This window comes from Vulcanococcus sp. DEBay_Sum29NL08_54 (assembly GCF_017859255.1).
GTDB lineage: Bacteria > Cyanobacteriota > Cyanobacteriia > PCC-6307 > Cyanobiaceae > Vulcanococcus.
In genome coordinates, this window is the sequence record NZ_JAFMNJ010000010.1 from 50,226 (window position 1) to 71,520 (window position 21,295).

The following is a 21,295-nucleotide window of genomic DNA, read 5'->3' on the forward strand; positions in this document are numbered from 1 at the left end:
GACCGCCATGACGTCGCTCAATCTCCAGTCCCTCGCCCCCCAGAAGGGGGCCCGTCGCCGCAAGCTGCGTAAGGGACGCGGCATCGCCGCCGGCCAAGGCGCCAGCTGCGGTTTCGGCATGCGCGGTCAGAAGTCCCGTTCGGGTCGTCCGACCCGTCCTGGCTTCGAGGGTGGCCAGATGCCTCTGTACCGCCGGGTGCCGAAGCTGAAGCACTTCACCGTGATCAACCCCAAGAACTACACGGTGATCAACGTTGCCAAGCTGTCCGAGCTCAAGGCCGGCAGCACCGTCAACATCGACACCCTGGTGAAGGACGGTCTGGTGACCAACCCCAAGGCCCCCCTGAAGGTCCTGGGTAATGGCGAACTGAGCGTGAAGCTGACCGTCCAGGCGGCCGCTTTCACCGCCTCGGCCCGCCAGAAGATCGAAGCCGCTGGTGGCACCTGCGAAGAGATCTGATCTCCGCTTGTCCACGGCCCATTAAGGTCAATGCCGTCTGGTGATCGGATCGATCGCTAGGCGGTTTTTTCTTGTTCGTCTGCACCTGCCATGGTCGTCAGCCGGGGGCGTAACCCCAGTGCCGGTGAAATCCTCACGCAGCTGGTCCAAGCCAAGGATCTGCGCGACAGGGTTCTCATCACCTTGGGGCTGCTGCTCCTGGTGCGTCTGGGCATCTATATCCCTGTTCCCGGGATCGACCGCCAGGCCTTCCAGGCCTTCGCTGCCCAGGGGGGCTCCCTGCTGGGCTTCCTGGACATCTTCACCGGTGGTGGCATCTCCGCGTTGGGCGTTTTCGCCCTGGGGATCCTTCCCTTCATCAACGCCTCGATCATCATTCAGCTGCTGACCTCCGCCCTGCCGCAGCTGGAGGATCTGCAGAAGAACGAAGGCGAGGCGGGACGCCGCAAGATCGCCCAGTACACCCGCTATGTCGCCCTGGGCTGGGGACTGTTCCAAAGCATCGTCTTTGCCCTGATCCTCCGGCCCTACGCCCTTCCCGGCACACCGGATCTGGTCTTCGTGGTGCAGACGGCGATCGCCCTGGTGACCGGTTCGATGGTGGTGATGTGGCTCAGTGAGGTGATCACCGAGCGGGGCATTGGCCAGGGCGCGTCTCTGGTCATCTACCTGAACATCGTGGCCACCCTCCCCAGGGCCTTGGGCTCGACCATCGAGTTGGCCCAAACCGGCGGCCGTGAGGCTGTTGGCGGCATCGTCGTCCTGGTGGCGGTCTTCCTGATCACCATCGTTGGCATCGTCTGCGTCGAGGAGGGCAGCCGCCGCATCCCGATCGTCAGCGCCAAGCGCCAGGTGGGCGGGGCCGGGATCTCCGCCCGCCAGAGCTACCTGCCCCTGAAGCTCAATGCCGGTGGCGTGATGCCGATCATCTTTGCCTCGGCCGTGGTCTTCCTGCCGCTGCAGATCGCCAACTTCAGCAAGAACCCCACGCTGATTCAGGTCGCCAGTTTCCTGAGCCCCAACAGCAGCACCCCCTGGGTCTATGCGCTGCTTTTCTTCGGGCTGATCATTGGCTTCTCCTTCTTCTACGCCACCCTCACGGTGCGCCCGGTGGACGTGGCCTCCAACCTCAAGCGCGGTGGTGTCGCCATCCCTGGGGTTCGCCCTGGCTCAGCGACCACGGCTTACCTGACGGGTATCCAGAACCGTCTGACCCTGTTGGGTGCCCTCTTCCTGGGGGCTGTGGCGATCGTGCCCTCGGCCGTGGAGTCGGCCACGCGCGTGCAGACCTTCCAAGGCTTGGGTGCCACGAGCCTGTTGATCTTGGTTGGCGTCGCGATTCAGACCGCCAAGCAACTGCAAACCGCCGTGATCTCCCAGCGGTACGAAGGCATGGTTCGCCAGTAACTCCCCCCTCCTTGTTCCTTTTCTTCCTTCCTTGCCATGAAGCAACGTCTGCTGTTCCTCGGTCCCCCCGGCGCCGGTAAGGGCACCCAAGCCCAGAAGCTTGCCGAGAGCCAAGGCCTGCTCCACCTCTCCACCGGTGATCTGCTGCGGGCTGAAGTCGCCGCCGGCAGCGACCTGGGCAAAGAGGCGGAGGCCGTGATGGCCCGCGGTGAGCTGGTGAGCGATGCCCTGGTGCTGGCGATCGTCCGCAGCCGCCTGCAAAACCACAGTGGTGGCTGGTTGCTGGATGGCTTCCCCCGCAACGTCGCCCAGGCCGATGCCCTGGCCAGCCTGCTCGAGGAGCTGGGCCAGCAGATCGAGCTCGTCGTTCTGATGGAACTCGATGACGGTGTTCTGGTGCAGCGATTGCTCTCCCGCGGCCGGGCCGACGACAACGAGGAGGTCATCCGCCACCGCCTGGAGGTCTACCGCGAGCAAACCGAGCCCCTGATTGCCTATTACCGCGAACGTGGGCTGATTGCCCCGGTCGAAGCGGCCGGCACAGTCGACGCCATTGCCGATCGGATCGCAGCCCTGTTGGGTTGACCCCTGTGGTAAGGTCGCTGTTTGGAAATTTGGAGAGACCGCTCCCATGAAGGTGCGTGCCTCGGTCAAGAAAATGTGCGACAAGTGCCGCGTGATTCGCCGGCACGGTCGGGTGATGGTCATCTGCACCAACCCGAAGCACAAGCAGCGCCAGGGTTGATCCTGCGCTGACCTTGCCCCCGGTCCCTAGGGACCAAAACAACTGGCTTGAGTGTCTCTCGGTTCGTTCTGAGGGCAACCGCTCAAGTCCTTCCCCTGCTCACCCCCAACGTTTTTTCAGTGGCTCGTATCGCCGGCGTTGATATTCCTCGCGACAAGAGGATCGAAATCGCCCTGACCTACGTCTACGGAATCGGCCTGACCACGGCCCAAAAGATTCTGGCCAAGACCGGTGTCAACCCCGACACCCGCGTCAAGGACCTGGATGATTCCGACGTCCAAAAGCTGCGCGGTGCAACCGAGAGCTACACCCTCGAAGGCGATCTTCGCCGTCAGGAGGGCATGGCCATGAAGCGCCTGCAGGACATCGGCTGCGTCCGTGGCCGTCGTCACCGCGTCGGTCTGCCCGTTCGCGGTCAGCGCACCCGCACCAATGCCCGGACCCGCCGCGGTAGCCGCAAGACCGTGGCCGGTAAGAAGAAGTAAGCCGCGGCTTGCTCTAGCCCTTTGGCCCCCTAGCACCTGCCGTTCGGCCGATTGCGTGCCGTCGTCACCAGGTTGCCCCCCTAAGACCCCCGATCACCTCCCTGCGACCGCAGGGCTTTATCCATGGCCAAGCCCGCCAAGAAATCTGGTTCCAAGAAGACGAAGCGCAACGTCCCTAATGGCGTTGCCCACATCCAGAGCACGTTCAACAACACCATCGTCTCCATCACTGACACCGCTGGTGAAGTGATCTCCTGGAGCTCCGCTGGTGCCAGCGGTTTCAAGGGCGCCCGTAAAGGCACCCCCTTCGCCGCCCAGACCGCCGCAGAAGCAGCAGCCCGTCGCGCCCTTGAGCAGGGGATGCGCCAAATCGAGGTGCTGGTTCGCGGTCCTGGTTCCGGTCGTGAAACCGCCATCCGTGCCCTGCAGGTTGCCGGTCTGGAGATCACCCTGATCCGTGACGTCACCCCGCTGCCCCACAACGGTTGCCGCCGTTCCAAGCGTCGCCGGGTCTGATTCGACGCATCGACTAGCCCCAGAGGGGGTCCATCCACCTATCTGAGCTTCAGACCGTGTTGCAGTACCAGATCGATCGGGTTGAACACCAGATCGCTGACGATCGTTCCCAAACCGGCGTCTTCGTCATTGGCCCCCTTGAGCGTGGCCAGGCGACGACCCTCGGTAATTCCCTGCGCCGCATGCTGATGGGTGCCCTGGAGGGCAGCGCCATCACCGCCGTGCGCATCGCTGGCGTGAACCACGAGTACGCCACCGTTCCTGGCGTCCGCGAAGACGTCCTCGACATCCTTCTCAACTGCAAGGACGTTGCCGTCAACAGCCGCAGCCGCGAGCTGGAGATCGGCCGCCTGGTCGTGAATGGTCCTGCGACCGTCACCGCCGGTGACCTGCAGTTCTCCTCACAGGTGTCGGTGATCGACCCCGCCCGCCCGATTGCCACCGTCGCCGAAGGCCACAGCCTGGAGCTCGAGGTGCACGTCGAGCGTGGTGTTGGCTATCGCCCCGTTGACCGCCGCGTTGAGGACACCAGCGCTGTCGATCTTCTCCAGATCGATGCCGTCTTCATGCCTGTCCAGCGGGCGAATTACACCATCGACGAGACCGCTGTCGGTGAAGGCGGATCGGCCCGTGAGCGCCTGCGTCTGGAGATTCAGACCGACGGCTCCCTGACGCCTGACGACGCGATGGCCCAGGCCGCCAACCAGCTGATCACCTTGATCCAGCCCATGGCGACCCTGACCATGGAAGAGGAGCAAGGCCAGGAGCCCGAGCCCTCCGCCGAAGCTCAGATTCCCCTGGAAGAGCTGAACCTCTCGGTTCGCGCCTACAACTGCCTGAAGCGCGCCCAAGTCAACTCCGTGTCTGACCTGATGGGCTTCAGCTACGAAGATCTGCTCGAAATCAAGAACTTCGGTTCCAAGTCGGCTGACGAGGTGATCGAGGCCCTCGAGCGCATCGGTATCTCCCTGCCCCAGAGCCGCACCAGCGCCTGATCGCGCAGCACCCTGTCTCCCGCGTTAACCCGATTTAGTCATGCGTCACCAGTGCCGAGTCCCCAAGTTGGGGCGTCCCGCCGACCAGCGCAAAGCCATGCTTCGCGCTCTGACCACTCAGCTGATCCGTGAGGGTCGTCTGACCACCACCAAGGCCCGTGCCAAGGCGCTTCGCGATGAAGCTGAGCGCATGATCACCCTGGCCAAGGACGGCAGCCTTGCCGCCCGCCGTCGTGCCATCGGCTACATCTACGACAAGCAACTGGTCCACGCCCTGTTCGACAAGGCCCAGGAGCGTTACGGCGACCGCAATGGCGGTTACACCCGCATCATTCGCACCGTTCCCCGCCGTGGCGACAACGCCGAAATGGCGATCATCGAGCTGGTCTGAGTCCGTGGGTCCGAGCGGACCTGCTGTCGATCATCCGCACCGCGTGGGGGGCTCTCCTCCGCGCGGTTTTTTATGGCTTTGGTGCAGCAGCTTTGACTGACGCGACGCCAGCAGGGGGGCTTAGGCGCATCGCCCTCTGCCTGCAGTACGACGGCTCGGCCTACTGCGGCTGGCAGCGCCAGCCCCGGGACCCCAGCGTCCAGGAAGCGCTGGAGCGGGCCTTGGCTCAGTTGGATCCAGATGGCCCCGCCACCGTTGTGGCGGCTGGTCGAACCGACAGCGGCGTTCACGCCGCTGGCCAGGTGGTGCATTTCGACTGCGCCGGCCCGATCCCTCCGCACCGCTGGCCCGCGGCCCTCAACGGCCGCCTGCCGGCCAGCATCCGCGTGCGTTCAGCAGCTTCCGTTCCCGCGGACTGGCATGCCTGCTTTAGCGCCACCTACAGGCGCTACCGCTACACCATCTACAACGCCCGCATCCCCAATCTGTTTCTGGCTCCCTGGAGCTGGCACCGCTATCAGTTCAGGCTCGATGAGGCCCGGATGCGCGAGGCCCTCGAGGGCATGCTCGGGGAGCACGATTTTGCGGCGTTTGAGAGGGCGGGTAGCGCCCGCTCACACTCCCGTACGACCCTCCAGGAGGTCTCGGTGCAGCGCCGCGGTGACCTGCTGGAGGTGGAGCTTCAGGCCAGCGGCTTTCTCTACGGGATGGTGCGCCTTGTGATGGGGCAGCTGGTGGCCGTCGGGGAGGGACGCCTCAGCCTGGAGGCCTTCAGTCGCCGCTGGCGAAACCAGGCCCGTGAGGAGGTCAAAGAAGCCGCTCCCCCGCAGGGGTTATGCCTGCTGAGGGTGGGCTACCCGAGTGAGGTCTTCCCCCAGGCTGCCTGGTACGATTGTCAACCGCGGTATTTGCTGGAGGGCTCTGATGCACCGCCAGCAGCACCGGGTCAGTCCTTGCACTGACTGGGTCTGCCGGTCTCAGAGTTGACCTGCCGATGTCCATCGGCGGCCAGCCCCTGCCTGTAAACCCTGTCCCCCGAAGTGGGGATCGGCGAAGCGGTAGGTTCACTCAACGAGCGATTGACACCCGAGTGATCGGGTGGCTGCCGTCATTAGTCGAGACCCACAGTCCAGACACCCTGTCCAACCCCACCCGCCTAAGCGTGGTGATGGGGTCCTATCCGAACCGGCCCGCCGGCGCGATGAACAAGACTCTCGTCCCCCCCCAGGATTCCTCAGCACGCCAGTGGTATCTGGTGGACGCTGAGAACCAGACCCTCGGCCGGCTTGCCACCGAGGTCGCTTCGGTTCTGCGGGGTAAGAACAACCCCAACTTCGCCCCTCACATCGACGCCGGCGACTTCGTCGTCGTGATCAATGCTGAGAAGGTGCGTGTGAGCGGCAACAAGGCTTCCGACAAGGTCTACCGCCGTCACTCCGGTCGCCCCGGTGGCATGAAGACCGAAACCTTCGCTGCGCTGCAGGCACGGATCCCCGAGCGGATCATCGAGAAGGCCGTTAAGGGCATGCTTCCCCACAACGCTCTCGGTCGTCAGCTCTTCCGCAAGCTGAAGGTCTACAAGGGTGCTGAGCACCCCCACGCCGCCCAACAGCCCAAGGCCCTGGCCCTCGATCCCGCCGCTTCCGCCAAATGAGCACCACCAAAGTCGTCTACTGGGGAACCGGCCGTCGTAAGACCGCCGTGGCACGCGTCCGCGTCGTTCCTGGCAATGGCACCGTGACCATCAACGGTCGTCCCGGTGACAACTACCTGAACTACAACCCCGCCTACCTGGCGGCAGTCAAGGCTCCCCTGCAGACCCTTGGTCTGGGTGGTGAGTACGACCTGCTGGTCAACGTCCGCGGTGGTGGTCTGACCGGTCAGGCGGATGCCATCAAGCAAGGCGCTGCCCGTGCCCTGTGCGAGCTGTCCCCCGACAACCGCAAGCCCCTCAAGACTGAAGGGCACCTCAGCCGTGACCCGCGCGCCAAGGAGCGTCGTAAGTACGGCCTGAAGAAAGCCCGTAAGGCTCCTCAGTTCTCCAAGCGCTGATTGCGCTTTCGCCCCTCAGCCCCGTACCCGTCATGCCGAAGGCCGACATTCACCCCACCTGGTATCCCGATGCCAAGGTGATCTGCAACGGAGAAGTGGTGATGACCACTGGCTCCACCTCCCCCGAGATCCACGTCGACGTCTGGAGCGGCAACCACCCCTTCTATACCGGGACCCAAAAGATCCTGGACACCGAGGGTCGTGTGGATCGCTTCATGCGCAAGTACGGCATGGGCAGCGCTGCTGGCGCCGATGCCAAAGCCGAGCCCAAGGCCGAAGCAGCCGAGAAGGCCTGATCGGTCACTCACGTCTGACGTGACATTCATTCCCCAAGCCGGATGCTCTAGGGCGTCCGGCTTTTTGCTGGCTTGAGCCGCTTCCATGGATGCTTCTTTCCTGCGTGAACGTCTGGAGACGGCACGCACCACCTTTGAAACCCTGGAGCGGCAGCTGGCAGACCCGGATGTGGCTGCCAACCCAGCGCAGCTGGAGCCCATCGCGCGGGAGCGGGCCCGGCTGGAGCCCCTGGTGCTGGGCTACGACCAGCTTTGCCAGTGGCGCAAACAGGAACAGGAGGCCAGGCAACTCCTGAAGGAGTCCCGCGGCGACCAGGAGATGGAGGCCCTGGCCCAAGAGGAGCTCAGCGGTCTGGCGACACAGATTGCCGCCATGGAGGAGCAGCTGACCTTGGCGCTTCTGCCCCGTGATCCCCGGGACGAACGCAGCGTGATGCTCGAGATTCGCGCCGGTGCGGGTGGCGATGAGGCGGCGATCTGGGCGGGGGATTTGGCTCGGATGTACGAGCGCTATGCCCAGAGCGTCGGTTGGAAAGTGCAGCCCGTCAGTGCCTCGGAGGCGGAACTGGGGGGCTACAAGGAACTGATCCTGGCGATCCAGGGCGACAGCGTCTTCAGTCAGCTCAAGTACGAAGCCGGTGTGCACCGGGTGCAGCGGGTGCCCGCCACCGAGTCCCAGGGCCGGGTCCACACCTCGACGGCCACGGTGGCGGTCATGCCCGAGGCCGACCCGGTGGAGGTTCAGATCGACCCCACGGACCTGGAGATCAGCACCGCCCGCTCGGGCGGCGCCGGCGGCCAGAACGTCAACAAGGTGGAGACGGCCGTGGACCTGCTGCACAAACCCACCGGCATCCGGGTGTTCTGCACCCAAGAGCGCTCCCAGCTGCAGAACCGTGAACGGGCCCTGGAGATCCTGCGGGCCAAGCTCTATGAGCGTGAGCTGGCCGAGGCCAACGCCAAGGAGCGCTCGGCCCGTCTGGCCCAGGTGGGTAGTGGGGATCGCAGCGAGAAGATCCGCACCTACAACTACAAGGACAACCGCACGACCGATCACCGCCTCGGCCGCAACTTCTCACTGGAGCCGGTGCTCCAGGGCCAACTGGCTGAGTTGATCGGCGCCTGCGTCTCCGCCGACCAACGGCGGCAGTTGGAGGAACTGGCTGATCAGGCCAGCGGGGTCAACTAGCGAGCGGGTTCTCCCAGCCGTCCACGTACTTGGCCCATTCCAGGTGGCCGCCCTTGGCCATCTGCCGCTGGGCCTCAAAGACCGCACCGCTGAGCGGCCGCCGGGGTGCCGATTGCAGGGGCATGCTCGCTTCCTTGGGCGTGCGATTGCCCTTGTGCACGTTGCAGCGCAGGCAGGCCGTGGTGACGTTGTCCCAGCTGTGGCTGCCGCCGCGGCTGCGGGGCAGGACGTGATCGATCGAGAGCCGCTCGCTGCTGCTGCCGCAGTACTGGCAGCGCTGGCCATCGCGGTGGAAGACGTTCCGGCGGGTCAGGGGCAGTGGCCGGAAGGGCACGCGGACGAATTGCCGTAGACGAATCACCGTTGGCAGTCCCAGGCCTGGCCGCAGTTGCCGCCCGGGGGAGTGCTCCAGCCCCTCGGCTTTTCCCTTAAGCACCATCACTGTTGCCCTGCGCCAGGTGGTGACGTTCAGGGGCTCGTAGGAGGCGTTCAGAACCAGAACCGAGCCCATGGGAGCGCTGCCTGGGGAGCTGCGCTGGGCAACCCCGTAATTTCTATGCATGCTAGGTGCACTGCCAAGGGCGGATGGTTGACGCATCGCCTGCTGCTGCCTTCGAGGACCCGGCGGCCGCTGCCTTGGCGCCGCAGCCCCATCCCCGTCAGCGCGCCTGGGTGGAAATCGATGAGGCGGCGATCCAGGCCAACGCCGAGGCCCTGAGGCGCTCGCTGCAGCCGGGCTCTGCGCTGATGGCGGTGGTCAAGGCCGATGGCTATGGCCACGGCGCGGTCCCGGTCGCCCGTTCTGCCGCCGCCGGTGGGGCCAGTTGCTTTGGGGTGGCCACGCTTCAGGAGGGGGTGGAGTTGCGCCAGGCGGGCCTGGATCAGCCCGTCCTGGTGCTGGGCAACCTCAGCCATCCGGATGAGTTGCGGGCCTGCCTGCATTGGCAGTTGATGCCCACCCTCAGCGGCATGCGTGAGGCGTTGCTCTGCCAGAACCTGGCCAGCGGTAGCGGTCGTCAGTTGGCGGTCCACCTCAAATTGGACACCGGCATGAGCCGGCTCGGCGCGCCCTGGGAGGAGGGGCCGCGGTTGGTTCAGGCCATCGCCGGTCTGGAGTCGCTGCAGCTGGCCGGGGTCTATTCCCACCTAGCCGGAGCCGATGCCCCGGGAGATGGACTGGATGCCCTGACGGCCACCCAGCAGCAGCGCTTCGACTCTGTCCTGACGGGACTGCAGCAGCAGCAGTTGCCCTCGGGTTGCCGCCACCTGGCCAATTCCGCTGGGACGCTGCGCAGCCGTCAGTTGCACTACGACCTGGTGCGGGTGGGGCTGGCCCTCTACGGCCAGCGCCCCTCGGATCACCTCGGCGCCGGTCTGGACCTGCAGCCGGCGATGCACGTCCGTGCCCGGGTCAGCTTGATTCGGGAGGTCCCCGCCGGGGTTGGCGTGAGCTACGGCCATCGCTTCATCACCCAACGGCCCAGCCGGCTGGCGGTGGTGGGGATTGGCTATGCCGATGGCGTCCCGCGGCTGCTCTCCAACCAGCTGGAGGTGCTCTTCGCCGGTCAGAGGGTGCCCCAGGTGGGGGCGATCACCATGGATCAGCTGGTGCTGGATGCCACGGATGTACCGGAGCTGGAGGCCGGCAGCGTCGTCACGCTGCTCGGGGAGGAGGCCGGTGAGCGGATCGATCCCACGGCCTGGAGCGACCCGATCGGCACCATCCCCTGGGAGATCCTCTGCGGTTTCAAACACCGCTTGCCGCGGCTGCCCCAACGGGCCGTTCGCGGTGCCAGCGCCTGATAGTCTTTGCGGGCCACTGGAGAGGTGGCTGAGTGGTTGAAAGCGGCTCCCTGCTAAGGAGTTACAGGAGGCAACTTCTGTCGAGGGTTCGAATCCCTCCCTCTCCGTTCCCGACCGGGACACCCCGATCAAACCCCAGTCCGACCACGGGCTGGGGTTTTGTTCGTTTAGAGCGCCAGCAAGCGCCGGCAGAGCTCCGGTAGGAGCGCCTCGTCCTGGGCGCGCTCGGGGCCCTCGCTGAGCACCACGATCAGGGCCGGAGCCTTGCCCTCCAGTTCGATGTAGGCCGCGTCGTGGCGGGCCTGGCTCATCCAGCCGGCCTTGCTCCAGAGCTGGGCGCCCTCCGGAAGGCCACCACCCAGGAATCCATCCACTTGGTTCTCGGGGTCAGCGGCGCGGGCCGCGGGGTCCAAGCTGCGGGAGAGCAGCTCTTGCATCCGGCTGCAGGCGCTGGGGGAGAGCAACTCCCGGGCCATGACCGCCTGCAGCACCCGGGCCGTCAGGTTGCTGCTCAGGCGATTGCGGTTCTCCAGTTCAGGGCCGTAGGACTGACGCTCGCGGCCATAGGGGCCGTCTCCCCAGGTCTTCTGGCAGGCGTTATTGCCCGGCCATTCCGGCCAGCCCAGCTCGCCGTACCAGCGGTTGATCAGTTGGCGCTGCTGGCTCCACTGCTGCAGGGCCGCCGCCGGCAGCTCCGGTCCGCTGCAGGTTCCCGTCAAGAGATCCACCACGAGCCCCGTGGCGTCGTTGCTGGAATCCCGGATCATGTCGGCCAGGGCCCGCCGCAGCTCCGGGGTGTCGTCGATGAGCTCGCGCTGCAGCCAGGCTTCCGCGGCAAGGAGATAGAGGAGCTTCACCACGCTGGCGGGATAGCGGGCTTGGTTGCCGCGCCAGTGGGTCCCCTGCCCTTCGCCAGCTGTGCCGCCGCGCAGGGACTGCCCGTAGCGGATCCAGGTGACCGACAGCTGCTCGCTCAGCCCCGGCCGGCCCTCCTGCTCCAGGCTGCTGATCGCCGCAACCAGTGCTTGCTCCATCTCCCCATCAGGGCAGTAGAACGCCATCGCAGCCACTCGGGGTCATGGCGAGGTTAAGCAGGTTGTCCGTGGGAACACCCGTGGCCTTGGAGCTGCTGCACCCGGGCAGTTCTTGGCGCATCGATGCGCCGCTCAATCTCTACAGCCATTGGTCGGGGCCAGGCCTCGCCACCCAGGCCTGGGCCGGCCGAGCCCTGCAGGTTCTGGGTCAAGCGGCGCCGACCGGGAAGCGCCTGCGGGTGCGGTTGCTGGAGGACGGCTACCCCGGCTGGATTGATCCGCGGGACCTGCTGGGCCATGCCCGTTGTATCGCGGGCCAACGGGCGCAGCTCTGGTCCGAGTCGGCCATTGCTGAGCGCCTGCCTGCCGTCTTGGCCTTTGCCGAGGCCGCGCGCCAGCAGGCCAACCACTACCTCTGGGGCGGGAGCCTGGGGCCCGACTTTGACTGCTCAGGCTTCATCCAGGCGGCCTATGCCGCCGCGGGGGTCTGGATCCCGCGGGATGCCTACCAGCAGGAGCGCTTCTGCCAGCCCGTCGCGGTGGCGCCCGGTTGCTATGGCCTGCTGCGTCCCGGCGATTTGATCTTTTTTGGTCGCCCCCAGCGCTGCACCCATGTGGGGCTCTATCTCGGGCAGGGCCGCTACCTGCATAGTTCTGGCCGGGAGCACGGCCGCGATGGCCTGGGTGTCGATGGTCTGGATCCCCAGCTGATCGATCCGGTCAGCGTTCACTACCGAACGGAACTGCGCGGCGCCGGCCGTGTGGTGCGCTGCCACGACGGCTCCACCCTGCCTTGATGTCCATGGTTTGGTCTTTGCTTCTCGTTCTCGCACTCACGGCCCTCGGCTGGCTGCTGGCGCGCCGCACCGCTTGGGGCCGGCAGCTGGGCATGACGATGGTGGTGCTGCTGCTCGGCCTGCTGGTGAGCAACCTGGCCGGGGTGCAGCTGCAGGCCGAGGCCGCCTCTTGGGTCAATGGTCCCTTGACCTCGCTGGCGATCGGCCTGCTGTTGCTCGCGGTCGATCTCCGGCGCCTCTGGCCCCAGGCCCGGCAACTGCTCGGACCGTTTCTGGTGGCGGCCCTGAGCACGGTCTTGGGGGTGCTGCTGGGGGGCTGGTTGCTGCATCCCCTGCTCGGGGAGGACTGGGACGTGCTGGCGGGGATGTACACCGCCACCTTCACCGGGGGCAGCCTGAATTTCGTCTCGGTGGCCCGGACGCTGAATCCCCCAGAGACCTTGCTGACCCTGGCGACCGCCGCCGATTACGTGGTCTTCGCGGTCTGGTTCGCCATCAGCACCTGGCTGGGACTGAGGGCGGATGCGGCCCCGGAGGCGACCTGGGCGAATGAGGCCCCAAGCGATCAGCCGGAGCGCTCCTGGTGGCTGGCCGGTCTTTGGGGCTTGGCCGTGTTGGCGTTGAGCCAGGGGCTGACGGGTGTGCTGCAGGGCGTCCCCTCGATCCTGGTGCTCACAACGGTCGCGCTGCTGGTGGCCCAGTTGCCGGCGCCCGCCAGCCGTCGCGGTTGCTATGGCCTTGGCTTGCTCTTGATTCAGCCCTTCTTCACGGTGATGGGCCTGAGCTCCCCGGTCGCGGGCCTGCTGGGGGAGGGCTTGCCGGTGTTGCTCTATGCGGCTGTGGTGGTGCTGGTGCAGGCCGCGTTGCTGCTTTTGATCTTCCGCCGCTGGCTGCGCTGGCCCATGGCTGAGACCCTGGTGGCCTCCCAGGCCTCCATCGGCGGCCCCAGCACGGCCCTGGCCCTGGCGACCGCCATTGGCCGCGCTGAATTGGCCGTGCCTTCGGTGGCGATTGGTTTGCTCGGCTATCTGCTCGGGACCTACTTGGGCCTGGGGGTGGCTTGGCTGCTGCCGGGCTGAGCCTCTTTTGAGCGCTTTCCTCTAGGTTCCAGCCAACTTGAGCCGTCCCTCTTGAGCAGCGCCAGCGTTCCAGACCTCTCGATCGTGGTGCCTCTGTTCAACGAAGAGGAGAGCCTGCCGCTGCTCGTCGAGAAGCTGCTGCTGGCCCTGCGTCCCCTGGGCCGCTCCTTTGAGCTGGTGCTGGTGGATGACGGCTCATCCGATCGCACGGCCGAGGTCTTGCGCCAGCAGGCCGCCGGGGCCCCAGAGCTGGTGGCGGTTCTGTTGCGCCGCAATTACGGCCAGACCGCTGCGATGGCGGCTGGCTTTGACGCCAGCCGCGGGCGCTTGATCGTCACCCTGGATGGGGACCTGCAGAACGATCCCGCCGATATCCCGATGCTGCTGGAGCGCCTGGAGCAGGGGTATGACCTGGTGAGCGGCTGGCGGCACCAGCGCCAGGACCATGCCGTCAGCCGGCTGCTCCCCAGCAAGATCGCCAATGCCCTCATCGCTCGGGTGACGGGGGTGCGGTTGCACGACTACGGCTGCTCCCTCAAGGCCTACCGCCGCGAGCTGGTGGAGGACATGAACCTCTACGGGGAGCTGCATCGCTTCCTGCCGGCCTTGGCCTTCATCGAAGGGGCCCGCATCGCCGAGGTGAAGGTGAACCACAACGCCCGTCAGTTCGGCCAGAGCAAGTACGGGATCGATCGCACCTTCCGGGTGCTGATGGATCTGTTCACGGTCTGGTTCATGAAGCGCTTCTTGACCCGTCCGATGTACGTCTTCGGTTTCGGGGGGCTGAGCGCCATGGCCATCGGGGCGCTGCTGAGCGCCTATCTGCTGATGGTCAAGTTGGGGGGCGCGGAGATCGGCAACCGGCCCCTATTGCTGGTGGCGGTCCTGGCCCTGATCACGGGCGTGCAGCTCTTTTGTTTTGGTCTGCTCTCGGAGGTGCAGATGCGCACCTATCACGAGAGTCAGGGCCGTCCGATTTACCGCATTCGCGAGACGTTGCGCGGCAGCTTGAGCGGCTGAGGCGAGGCAACAGGCAGGCTGCTGCGGCCACGGAAGTGGGACATGGCTTCAGCGGCGAGCTGGGCGACCACCTGGTCGGCATCGCGCAGGCCGCGGCGAATCAGGGGCAGGGCCTCGCGGTGGCACCAGAGCTGGCAGATGGCCATGGCCGTGCGGCGCTGCTCACCCCCCGCGCGGAACTGTTGCTCCAGCTGTTGCAGCAGTTGGTGGCGGCCGCGCCGGTCGCTGGCGGCGGGGAGGACGACCGTGTCCTGGCTGCCCTGATTGCTGGAGTTGCTCCCGTCAGAGGGGATGACCAGCTCCATCTGCCCGCGGTTCAGGGCTGCGATGCCGGACGCATCGGTGGAGCGCAGGATGTTGCGCTTGGGCCGGCCAAGGACCCAGCAGGCCGCCAGGACGCCTGCGATGACGATGCCGGTGAGTGCCTGGGTCATGGGCTGGGGGTGTGGTCTGAACTTTTATGTCGCCCCTTGAGGCCCCGAAGAGCAGCTCCGGCAGGGCTCCTTACAGTGCCGAACGGTAGCTGTATTGGCCCACGCTGATGACCGGAGATTTCGTCGCCGCCTGGATGCCCTCGGTGTTCGTGCCACTTGTCGGGATCCTGGCTCCTGCTGTGGCCATGGCCCTGCTGTTCAACGTGATCGAAGCCCGCGACTGAGCTGTCGCCGCTTCATTCCGCGCCACCTGACGTTCTTCCCCCGATGACCGTGACCCCCGTGGCCGACCCCTGTGTCGGCAATCTGGCCACTCCCGTCAACAGCAGCTACTTCAGCCGCGCTTTCCTGAGCGCGCTGCCTGCTTATCGCCCCGCCCTCTCTCCCAACCGTCGCGGTCTGGAAGTGGGCATGGCCCATGGCTTCTTCCTCTACGGCCCCTTCGCCATCTGTGGCCCCCTGCGCGCCACCGAGTACGCCAGCACCGCTGGTCTTCTGGCTGCTGTGGGTCTGGTCTCGATCCTGACGGTCTGCCTGTCGATCTACGGCACCGCTGGCCGTGGCCCCAACGTGCAGCCGGCTGACGCCACCATCGACAACCCCCCTGCTGACCTGTTCACCAAGGCGGGTTGGGCCGAGTTCGCCAGCGGCTTCTGGCTCGGCGGTTGCGGCGGTGCCGCCTTCGCCTGGTTCCTCGCCGGCACGACCATCGTGGCTCCCCTGGTGAAGATCGCCGGTGGTGTTTGGAGCGTCGGCTGAGTCCAGCCTGCTCATCCTTGATTCACCCTTTGCCCGTCAGATCCTTTGGGGGTCTGGCGGGTTTTTTGATGCCTTGCCGTTGGCTTGGGCCATGGCTATGGAGTCAGTAGAGCTGTGGTGCTGTGATGACGCGTTGGCCTGCTGTTGTTCTTGCGGCGACCCTCTCGGCCTTGCCGGGGTTGGCTCTGGCTGAGCCCCTGCCGCCGCCGATTGGTCCGCTCCCCTCTTCGGCGCAGGCTGATGCGGGTTACCCGGGGGATGTGGAGAACGCCCTGAGTGATTTCACGCGTTTTCAGTGCGATTTGCTGTTCTTTTTGACCCCACGGCAGAACTGCCCAAGCGATTAATCGGCAAAATCGGAGTTTTGTAATCGCCTGAACGACACGGCTGGTTTCCGCGCGGCTAAAACAGTGCTGTAGCAACCGCTACAAAACGTTCACCTCGGCACCTTTTGGTTGCCTGAGGCGCAGTTCGATCCAGGCCATGGAACGGGGACCTGGGCTGACTCCGAGGAACTATCCATGACCCTCACCTATCGCGGCCAGAAGTACCAGCAGAACAAAGAGGCTGTCTCCCAGAAGCACCCTCAGCTGAACTACCGAGGTCTCAAGTACGTCAAGTGATTCCTGCTTGATTGATTTGCCTTTAAGCCCCGCTCTTGCGGGGCTTTTTTTTGTTTCGTGCGCTGCTCTTGCTCTGGTGTTTCAGCGTGTGGTCAATCCAGTGGTGCCTTCGTTTGAGCATCTCTAGTCTTCGCGAACAAGACTGATCTGCCAGGTGATTGAGGGTTCCCTGCCGCTTGTTCGTGCCGGCGTCGATGGCCTGAGGGCCTATGCCTCCGCGAGCGTGGTCATCGCGATCCTGATCAGCATCTTTGGCGTTCAACGCATCGATTTCTCCGCGAAGGGATGGAGAAATATTGGCTTCCGGCTCCTGATCATTCCCGGACTGGCCTTGTTATGGCCTTGGCTGATCAAACGGCTCTGGCTTGGTGCTCCGCCAGCCGTTGAACGCAATGCCCACCGGCTGGCGGCACGGGCATGATCAGCAGTCGACGGCAGACCCATCGCTGGCTGATGACAGCGCTTGGGGTTCTCCTGCCTTGGCTGGCGGTGAGTGCACTTGTTCAGCGCCCTGAGATCCCGCCGGTCACAGCAACGGCGGCACCCCTGTTCGCTCGGGCCGATCTGGGTGGAGCGACAGCCGAGGGAGATCTCCTCCTTGCCTTCGATTGGCCGGTCCAAGACACTCAGCTCAAGGGCCAGCTGGTGTTGGGCCCGATGCTTCAGTTGCGCTTGATCGCAGAGGAACCCCTCAACTTGGCGGATCCACTGCTCTATTGGTCGTCGACCGACAGGAGCCCTGAGTCGTTGGCGCAGGCTCAGCTGTTGGGTTCCCTCGCCGGAGCCGGGACCCACCGCTACCGCTTACCGGTGGTGGTCGGGCGTGCGTTGCGGTCTCCTCAGCCAGGTCTGTTGTTGCTGGTGAGTCCGCTGGATCAGCGCATCGTTGCCTCGTGGGCGTTGCCGTCCTTGTCTGCTGGAGGTGAGCGGCCATGAGCCATGGCTACGTCGCGGTGCAATGGACGCGCCGAAAGCTCATCTATGACGGCGTCCTCTTAGCTGGTGTGAGTGCCTATCTCCTGCTCTTCATGGGGATCAGCCACTGGTGGGCGGCGGCCGCCAATGTTCCCCTCGAGACCGACGGGGCGGCAATTCGGGCCTACGGCAGTGCGGCCTACATCCTGTTGCATCTGACCCTCTCGATCGGGCCCTTGGCACGGTTGAATCCGCTGTTTCACACCCTGCTGTTCAACCGCCGTCACATGGGTGTGATGGTGTTCCTATTGGGGTTCTTGCATGTCAACGGGTGGCATCTGCCCAAGGAGCCTTGGAGTTGGCTCGGCCAGAAGGCGCCGCAGTTCCCATGGAGCTTCCATGGGGCTCTGAATTGGTACAACGACTTCGGCAACCGTGAGCCGCTGGTGAGTTTGTTCACCAGCAATGGCCATTTCAATGACTTTGCCCTGTTCCCCTTTGAGCTGCTCGGGGTGATCGGCCTGGCCGTTCTGTTTGTGATGGCCGCCACCAGCCATGACTTTTGGCTGACGAATCTGACGGCCCCGGTTTGGAAGGCGATTCACATGGCGGTCTATGTCGGCTATGCGGCATTGGTGGGCCATGTCTTCTTGGGTGCCCTGCAAACCAACCAGTCCCCCTGGTTGGCAGCCCTGGTGTTGGCGGGTCTGGTCTGGCTGCTCGCCATTCACCTGATCAGCGGTTGGCGGGAATGGGTGATTGATGGGCGCCCCCTGCAGCCTGATTCCACGGGCTGGGTGGATCTCGGGCCCATCGATGCGATCCCGGATGGCCGGGCCAAGGTGTTTGCTTTGGCGGGAGAGCGGGTGGCCGTGTTCCGCCAGGGCAGCGAGTTCTTTGCCCTCTCCAACGTTTGTCAGCACCAAAACGGCCCCCTCGGAGAAGGTCGGGTCGTGAATGGCTGTGTCGTCTGCCCGTGGCATGGCTACGAGTACCGCCTGGAGACCGGAGCCTCACCTCCGCCGTTTACCGAATGCGTTCCAACGTTCCCGGTTGAGTGTCATCAGGGACGTGTGCGCATCGGACTGCCTCCCCGCCCTCCCCAGCAGGCCTGAGCGATGGACTTTTTCATTCACTACAGACCTCTCCCCAAGGCGCATCGCCGTTTTCTGGGCTGGTTCCTGCCACTGATGCTTGGCGTGATGGTTGTGCTGGGGCTCTGGGTTCCCGGTCTTCAGAACCAGTACGGCGCGGGTAGCCGTCAACCGATCAAACAGCTCTCGGGCTTGTTGTTGGATGGCCCAGGCGGAGCGCAGGTGCTGGTGCCGCGCCCAGGACAAACGCCAGGTGAGGCGCACTACTCCCGCATCCTTTTGGCTGGCCCGGGAAAAACCAGGCCCCCGGAGGCTGTGATGCAGCACCAGGGGCAGTGGGTGCAGTTGAAGGGTTCGCTCTTCAGCCATGGGCCTTTGAGCGTGATGAACACACGGCGTGCGCAGCCCATCCCGCAGCCCGCTGATCTGCCCGCGCCCAATCTGAAGGGAACCTCCCTCGGCCCCTTTGCCCTGGTGGGCGAAATCATCGACAGCAAGTGTTTTTCAGGGGTGATGAAGCCCGGCGCTGGGAAAACCCATATGGGCTGTGCCATTCGCTGCATCAGTGGTGGCGTCCCTGCTGTTTTTCATGTCCACAACCCCGAGGGAGAGGTGCTCGATCTGGTCTTGATCGATCAAGAGGGCCGCACTGTGAATGATCGCGTCCTTGATCTTGTGGCTCAGGCCGTCGCCATCGAGGGCGAAGTCATTCAGTACGACGACCTCATGGCGCTAAAGGCTGATCCGCTGACCTACCGGCGCCTGGGCTGATGCAGTTCGATCCCCGCCATGAGTTATTGCTCTCCAGGGTTTTGGCGTCCCTGCGCCCGGTTCTGATTGCCTTTTTGGTGATGCATGGGGCCGCCCTCAGTCAGGGCGCCGAAACCCCGATCTCCTTTTGCAATGTCCTCTTCGTCGGCAACCTATGCGCGGCGTTGGTGGTCCTGATCTGGTTTAAACCAGCCCCCATTTGGAGTGACCTCAAGCGACTGCCCAAGCGGGTGCGTTGGGGCTTGGTCCTGGATGGTGGTCTCGCCGCCTTGAACTCGGCACTGATTTACACCGGTCTGGAGTACACCTCATCGACCAACGCGATCTTGCTTGGGAGATTGGCTCCAGTGCTCTACGCCCTGTCTGGGGCCATTGTGTTTGGACGGTTGATCGCGAAGCGGGAGTGGCTGGGCTTCAGCTTCATTATTGCCGGCATCTTGATGGTGGCCCTTGTTGGTGCCAATTGGATGGTCAATAAGGGGGATGCGCTGATCCTTCTCTCGACCGTGGTCTTTGCCGCTTCCGCGAACTTGGGGAAAGCGGTCCTGGATCAGGACGTCTCCTTGCGGGCCTTGGTGTTTGTGCGCAATGCCTCCTCCAGCGTGATCTTCTTTTTCATCGCCAACATTGTCTTCGGCCCGCATCACTTCGCCGATGCTTTTGCCGGTGAGCTCTGGATCGTGATGGCGATCTACGCCTTGCTGATCATCGTGATATCCCAGTTCCTCTGGTTCGATGCTTCAAGCAAGCTGGATTCCATCAGTGTTGGACGCTGGTCGACCCCAGCTCCTGCGATTGGTGTCCTGGCCGCAGCCCTGTTGAACCGGCAGTGGCCGGCCAGCAATCAAGTGGTGGGATTGCTCGTGATCATGGTTGGTGTTGTGATCACGGCCTTTGCCAAGACGAAGCCCGCCAAGCCCAAGGAGGAGCGTGAGCAGATGGCTGAACTGGCAGCCAGTGGTGCCGATGCCATCTCACCCGTGACATGAGCGCCAGGCTCCTGTTGATCGCTGATCCAGGGCGTTACCCCGACGCTGATGGCGACGTTCCTTGCTTTTACAGAGCGGCAGCCAGGCACTCCGCCTTAGAGCCCCTGCATCTGGCGGCTGATCAGATCAATGGCTGTTTGGCGTCCCAATGGCAGCTGACGCCACTGCCGGCCGAGCTTGATCACCCTTCGTTTTTAGCCCTGGGGAAGGCTCCCTCGTTGCCCTTTGTTGCCGGTGAGATCGATGTTGTCTTCTGCCGCAGCCTGAAGCCCTTCCCCCCGGGTTACCTCCAGGTTTTGCAGGGCCTCGAGCAGCGGTTGCGTTTTCTCAATCGTCCCTCGAGCAAGATTCAGCAGCTCAAGCCGCAGTTCCTCTCGGAGGTGGCGGGGGCCTTCCTCCCCGCTCACTTGGTGAGCAGCGACCCCACTGAGATCGCAGCCTTTCTGGAGAGCCATGGTCAAGTGGTTGCCAAACAGGGCAACAGCACCCAAGCCCAGGGGGTGTTTCGACTCCACAGGAGTCAAGGTGTTTATGTCGTTGAACATGCCCATGGTCAGCGGGCAGAACAGCGCTCACTGAGCGCCGTGCTGGAGCAGCTCCAGCGGGGAACGGATGAGCCTCTGCAGTTCATGCGTTTTCTCCAGCGCACCAGTGAGGGCGACAAGCGAGTTGTTGTTCTGGATGGCCAGATCCTGGGTGCCTATGTGCGGCGCTCCGCCACAGGGCATTGGGTGAACAATGTGGCGGCTGGTGGCCGCTGCGCCCTGGCTTCGATTACGGATGCAGAGCGTCAGGCGATCGAAGCCACCTGGCCCGCCTATGCCTCCTTGGGGCTCAGGGTCCTTGGCTATGACTTCCTCCAGGACGACTGCGGTACCTGGCGGGTCAGCGAGATCAACGTTGGCAACGTCGGCGGTTTTGCGCGTTTACAGCAGTTGGGTGGCCCCCCTGCCCTGGATCACTTGCTCGCTTGGATCGCGGACTTCGCAGGGGCTGATGCAGCGCTGCAGATTCGTCTCGCCCAGCCCAGGGACGATGCCGCCATCGCCGCGATTTATCAGCGGGCGATTGATCAAGGCGGGATCACGATGGATGAGCGGCGCTTTGCTCCCCAGGCCGTCGCTGAGAAACGCGAGGAGCTGCGCGATCGAGGTTGTCTCTTGGTGGCGACCCGATTGGGTGAGGTCTTGGGTTGGGCAGAGCTCAAGACCTACTCGCCCCGTGCTGGCTATAGCCGCTGCGCAGAAACGTCGGTTTACGTTCACCCTTGCGCTCAGGGCCAGGGGGTCGGTGCCCAACTGCTGCAACAGTTGATCGCCAAGGCACAGGACCTTGGCTACGTTCATTTGGTAGCCAAGGTGGTGGCTGGAAATGACCACAGCATTCGCTTCCATCAGCGGTTTGGCTACGAGTGCGTTGGCATTCAGCGCCGTATCGGCTA

The 21,295-nt window shown here is 64.5% G+C and carries 30 protein-coding genes and 1 tRNA gene; 28 read left to right on the top strand and 3 right to left on the bottom strand.

Annotated features, from left to right (window positions below; genetic code table 11):
* The first annotated feature begins 7 nt into the window (after positions 1-7).
* The 13 genes from rplO to prfA all read left to right on the top strand — a co-directional run bounded on the left by rplO (position 8) and on the right by prfA (position 8,536).
* Positions 8-460, top strand: a complete 453-nt coding sequence (gene rplO, locus QZ186_RS05535) for a 50S ribosomal protein L15 (RefSeq protein WP_010314964.1) — start codon at positions 8-10, stop codon at positions 458-460.
* A 90-nt stretch (positions 461-550) separates the two neighbouring features.
* Positions 551-1,867 carry a preprotein translocase subunit SecY gene (gene secY / locus QZ186_RS05540; RefSeq protein ID WP_010314968.1) on the top strand — a complete coding sequence of 439 codons (1,317 nt, stop codon included), beginning with the start codon at positions 551-553 and terminating at the stop codon, positions 1,865-1,867.
* Positions 1,868-1,903: 36 nt separating this feature from the next.
* Positions 1,904-2,452: an adenylate kinase gene (locus QZ186_RS05545; protein WP_296416107.1), complete on the top strand. Its 549-nt coding sequence runs from the start codon at positions 1,904-1,906 to the stop codon at positions 2,450-2,452.
* 46 nt (positions 2,453-2,498) lie between these two features.
* On the top strand, positions 2,499-2,612 hold the full coding sequence (gene rpmJ / locus QZ186_RS05550) for a 50S ribosomal protein L36 (protein WP_006173336.1): 114 nt from the start codon (positions 2,499-2,501) through the stop codon (positions 2,610-2,612).
* Positions 2,613-2,731: 119 nt separating this feature from the next.
* Entirely contained in the window at positions 2,732-3,097 is a 366-nt protein-coding gene (rpsM, locus tag QZ186_RS05555) for a 30S ribosomal protein S13 (protein WP_010314989.1), read from the top strand.
* A gap of 123 nt (positions 3,098-3,220) precedes the next feature.
* Positions 3,221-3,613 (top strand): 30S ribosomal protein S11, encoded by a 393-nt coding sequence (gene rpsK / locus QZ186_RS05560; protein ID WP_010314991.1) that lies wholly within the window; start codon positions 3,221-3,223, stop codon positions 3,611-3,613.
* Between the two features lie 56 nt (positions 3,614-3,669).
* Positions 3,670-4,608 carry a DNA-directed RNA polymerase subunit alpha gene (locus tag QZ186_RS05565; RefSeq protein WP_247479625.1) on the top strand — a complete coding sequence of 313 codons (939 nt, stop codon included), beginning with the start codon at positions 3,670-3,672 and terminating at the stop codon, positions 4,606-4,608.
* Positions 4,609-4,648: 40 nt separating this feature from the next.
* Positions 4,649-4,999: a 50S ribosomal protein L17 gene (rplQ, locus tag QZ186_RS05570; protein ID WP_010314995.1), complete on the top strand. Its 351-nt coding sequence runs from the start codon at positions 4,649-4,651 to the stop codon at positions 4,997-4,999.
* A gap of 92 nt (positions 5,000-5,091) precedes the next feature.
* Positions 5,092-5,961, top strand: a complete 870-nt coding sequence (truA, locus tag QZ186_RS05575) for a tRNA pseudouridine(38-40) synthase TruA (RefSeq protein ID WP_247479624.1) — start codon at positions 5,092-5,094, stop codon at positions 5,959-5,961.
* 239 nt (positions 5,962-6,200) lie between these two features.
* Positions 6,201-6,653 carry a 50S ribosomal protein L13 gene (rplM, locus tag QZ186_RS05580; RefSeq protein ID WP_010314998.1) on the top strand — a complete coding sequence of 151 codons (453 nt, stop codon included), beginning with the start codon at positions 6,201-6,203 and terminating at the stop codon, positions 6,651-6,653.
* Entirely contained in the window at positions 6,650-7,051 is a 402-nt protein-coding gene (rpsI, locus tag QZ186_RS05585) for a 30S ribosomal protein S9 (RefSeq protein ID WP_010314999.1), read from the top strand. Before rplM ends, rpsI begins: the two co-directional genes overlap by 4 nt.
* 32 nt (positions 7,052-7,083) lie before the next feature.
* On the top strand, positions 7,084-7,347 hold the full coding sequence (rpmE, locus tag QZ186_RS05590; RefSeq protein WP_010315003.1) for a 50S ribosomal protein L31: 264 nt from the start codon (positions 7,084-7,086) through the stop codon (positions 7,345-7,347).
* An 85-nt stretch (positions 7,348-7,432) separates the two neighbouring features.
* Positions 7,433-8,536 (top strand): peptide chain release factor 1, encoded by a 1,104-nt coding sequence (gene prfA, locus QZ186_RS05595; protein WP_010315005.1) that lies wholly within the window; start codon positions 7,433-7,435, stop codon positions 8,534-8,536.
* On the opposite strand, the gene QZ186_RS05600 is transcribed toward prfA, so the two are convergent.
* Positions 8,529-9,047, bottom strand: coding sequence for an HNH endonuclease (locus tag QZ186_RS05600; protein WP_010315006.1), 519 nt, complete (start codon positions 9,045-9,047; stop codon positions 8,529-8,531). The two genes, prfA and QZ186_RS05600, sit on opposite strands and share 8 nt — an antisense overlap.
* A 74-nt stretch (positions 9,048-9,121) precedes the next feature.
* Here QZ186_RS05600 and alr point away from each other — a divergent pair, with 74 nt between their 5' ends.
* Together alr and QZ186_RS05610 are read left to right on the top strand one after the other, a co-directional pair.
* Positions 9,122-10,339, top strand: a complete 1,218-nt coding sequence (gene alr, locus QZ186_RS05605; protein WP_247479620.1) for an alanine racemase — start codon at positions 9,122-9,124, stop codon at positions 10,337-10,339.
* An 18-nt stretch (positions 10,340-10,357) separates the two neighbouring features.
* A tRNA-Ser gene (locus tag QZ186_RS05610) sits at positions 10,358-10,446 on the top strand.
* Positions 10,447-10,506: 60 nt separating this feature from the next.
* Here the strand turns inward: QZ186_RS05610 and QZ186_RS05615 are convergent.
* The gene (locus QZ186_RS05615; RefSeq protein WP_296416108.1) at positions 10,507-11,400 is read right to left on the bottom strand and encodes a serine hydrolase; all 894 of its coding nucleotides are present in this window, start codon (positions 11,398-11,400) and stop codon (positions 10,507-10,509) included.
* A gap of 17 nt (positions 11,401-11,417) precedes the next feature.
* Here QZ186_RS05615 and QZ186_RS05620 point away from each other — a divergent pair, with 17 nt between their 5' ends.
* The 3 genes from QZ186_RS05620 to QZ186_RS05630 are packed head-to-tail and all read left to right on the top strand — an operon-like array spanning position 11,418 to position 14,269.
* A complete protein-coding gene (locus tag QZ186_RS05620) occupies positions 11,418-12,170 on the top strand; it encodes a C40 family peptidase (protein ID WP_296416109.1) in 753 nt (250 codons plus the stop codon).
* Between the two features lie 17 nt (positions 12,171-12,187).
* Positions 12,188-13,249 (top strand): DUF819 family protein, encoded by a 1,062-nt coding sequence (locus tag QZ186_RS05625; protein ID WP_363155107.1) that lies wholly within the window; start codon positions 12,188-12,190, stop codon positions 13,247-13,249.
* Positions 13,250-13,300: 51 nt separating this feature from the next.
* Positions 13,301-14,269: a glycosyltransferase family 2 protein gene (locus QZ186_RS05630; RefSeq protein ID WP_010315018.1), complete on the top strand. Its 969-nt coding sequence runs from the start codon at positions 13,301-13,303 to the stop codon at positions 14,267-14,269.
* Here the strand turns inward: QZ186_RS05630 and QZ186_RS05635 are convergent.
* Positions 14,227-14,703, bottom strand: coding sequence for a HEAT repeat domain-containing protein (locus QZ186_RS05635; protein ID WP_296416110.1), 477 nt, complete (start codon positions 14,701-14,703; stop codon positions 14,227-14,229). The two genes, QZ186_RS05630 and QZ186_RS05635, sit on opposite strands and share 43 nt — an antisense overlap.
* Positions 14,704-14,810: 107 nt before the next feature.
* Between QZ186_RS05635 and QZ186_RS05640 the strand changes: the two genes are divergently transcribed.
* From QZ186_RS05640 to QZ186_RS05685, 10 genes are all read left to right on the top strand, one after another.
* Positions 14,811-14,927, top strand: coding sequence for a photosystem I reaction center subunit VIII (locus QZ186_RS05640; protein ID WP_010315023.1), 117 nt, complete (start codon positions 14,811-14,813; stop codon positions 14,925-14,927).
* Between the two features lie 43 nt (positions 14,928-14,970).
* On the top strand, positions 14,971-15,462 hold the full coding sequence (locus QZ186_RS05645; RefSeq protein ID WP_010315026.1) for a photosystem I reaction center subunit XI: 492 nt from the start codon (positions 14,971-14,973) through the stop codon (positions 15,460-15,462).
* 125 nt (positions 15,463-15,587) lie between these two features.
* Positions 15,588-15,809: a hypothetical protein gene (locus tag QZ186_RS05650; protein ID WP_296416111.1), complete on the top strand. Its 222-nt coding sequence runs from the start codon at positions 15,588-15,590 to the stop codon at positions 15,807-15,809.
* Positions 15,810-15,983: 174 nt separating this feature from the next.
* Positions 15,984-16,085, top strand: a complete 102-nt coding sequence (locus QZ186_RS05655; RefSeq protein ID WP_071777940.1) for a DUF4278 domain-containing protein — start codon at positions 15,984-15,986, stop codon at positions 16,083-16,085.
* Between the two features lie 154 nt (positions 16,086-16,239).
* Entirely contained in the window at positions 16,240-16,506 is a 267-nt protein-coding gene (locus tag QZ186_RS05660) for a hypothetical protein (RefSeq protein WP_296416112.1), read from the top strand.
* A gap of 32 nt (positions 16,507-16,538) precedes the next feature.
* On the top strand, positions 16,539-17,021 hold the full coding sequence (locus QZ186_RS05665; protein ID WP_296416113.1) for a hypothetical protein: 483 nt from the start codon (positions 16,539-16,541) through the stop codon (positions 17,019-17,021).
* Entirely contained in the window at positions 17,018-18,115 is a 1,098-nt protein-coding gene (locus QZ186_RS05670; RefSeq protein ID WP_296416114.1) for a Rieske 2Fe-2S domain-containing protein, read from the top strand. The genes QZ186_RS05665 and QZ186_RS05670 overlap by 4 nt, the downstream gene beginning before the upstream one ends.
* Positions 18,116-18,118: 3 nt before the next feature.
* Positions 18,119-18,865: a hypothetical protein gene (locus QZ186_RS05675; protein ID WP_296416115.1), complete on the top strand. Its 747-nt coding sequence runs from the start codon at positions 18,119-18,121 to the stop codon at positions 18,863-18,865.
* Positions 18,865-19,854, top strand: coding sequence for a DMT family transporter (locus QZ186_RS05680; RefSeq protein ID WP_296416116.1), 990 nt, complete (start codon positions 18,865-18,867; stop codon positions 19,852-19,854). The genes QZ186_RS05675 and QZ186_RS05680 overlap by 1 nt, the downstream gene beginning before the upstream one ends.
* The coding region (locus QZ186_RS05685; RefSeq protein WP_296416117.1) for a GNAT family N-acetyltransferase at positions 19,851-21,295 on the top strand (1,445 nt) is incomplete at its 3' end. The genes QZ186_RS05680 and QZ186_RS05685, both read left to right, overlap by 4 nt.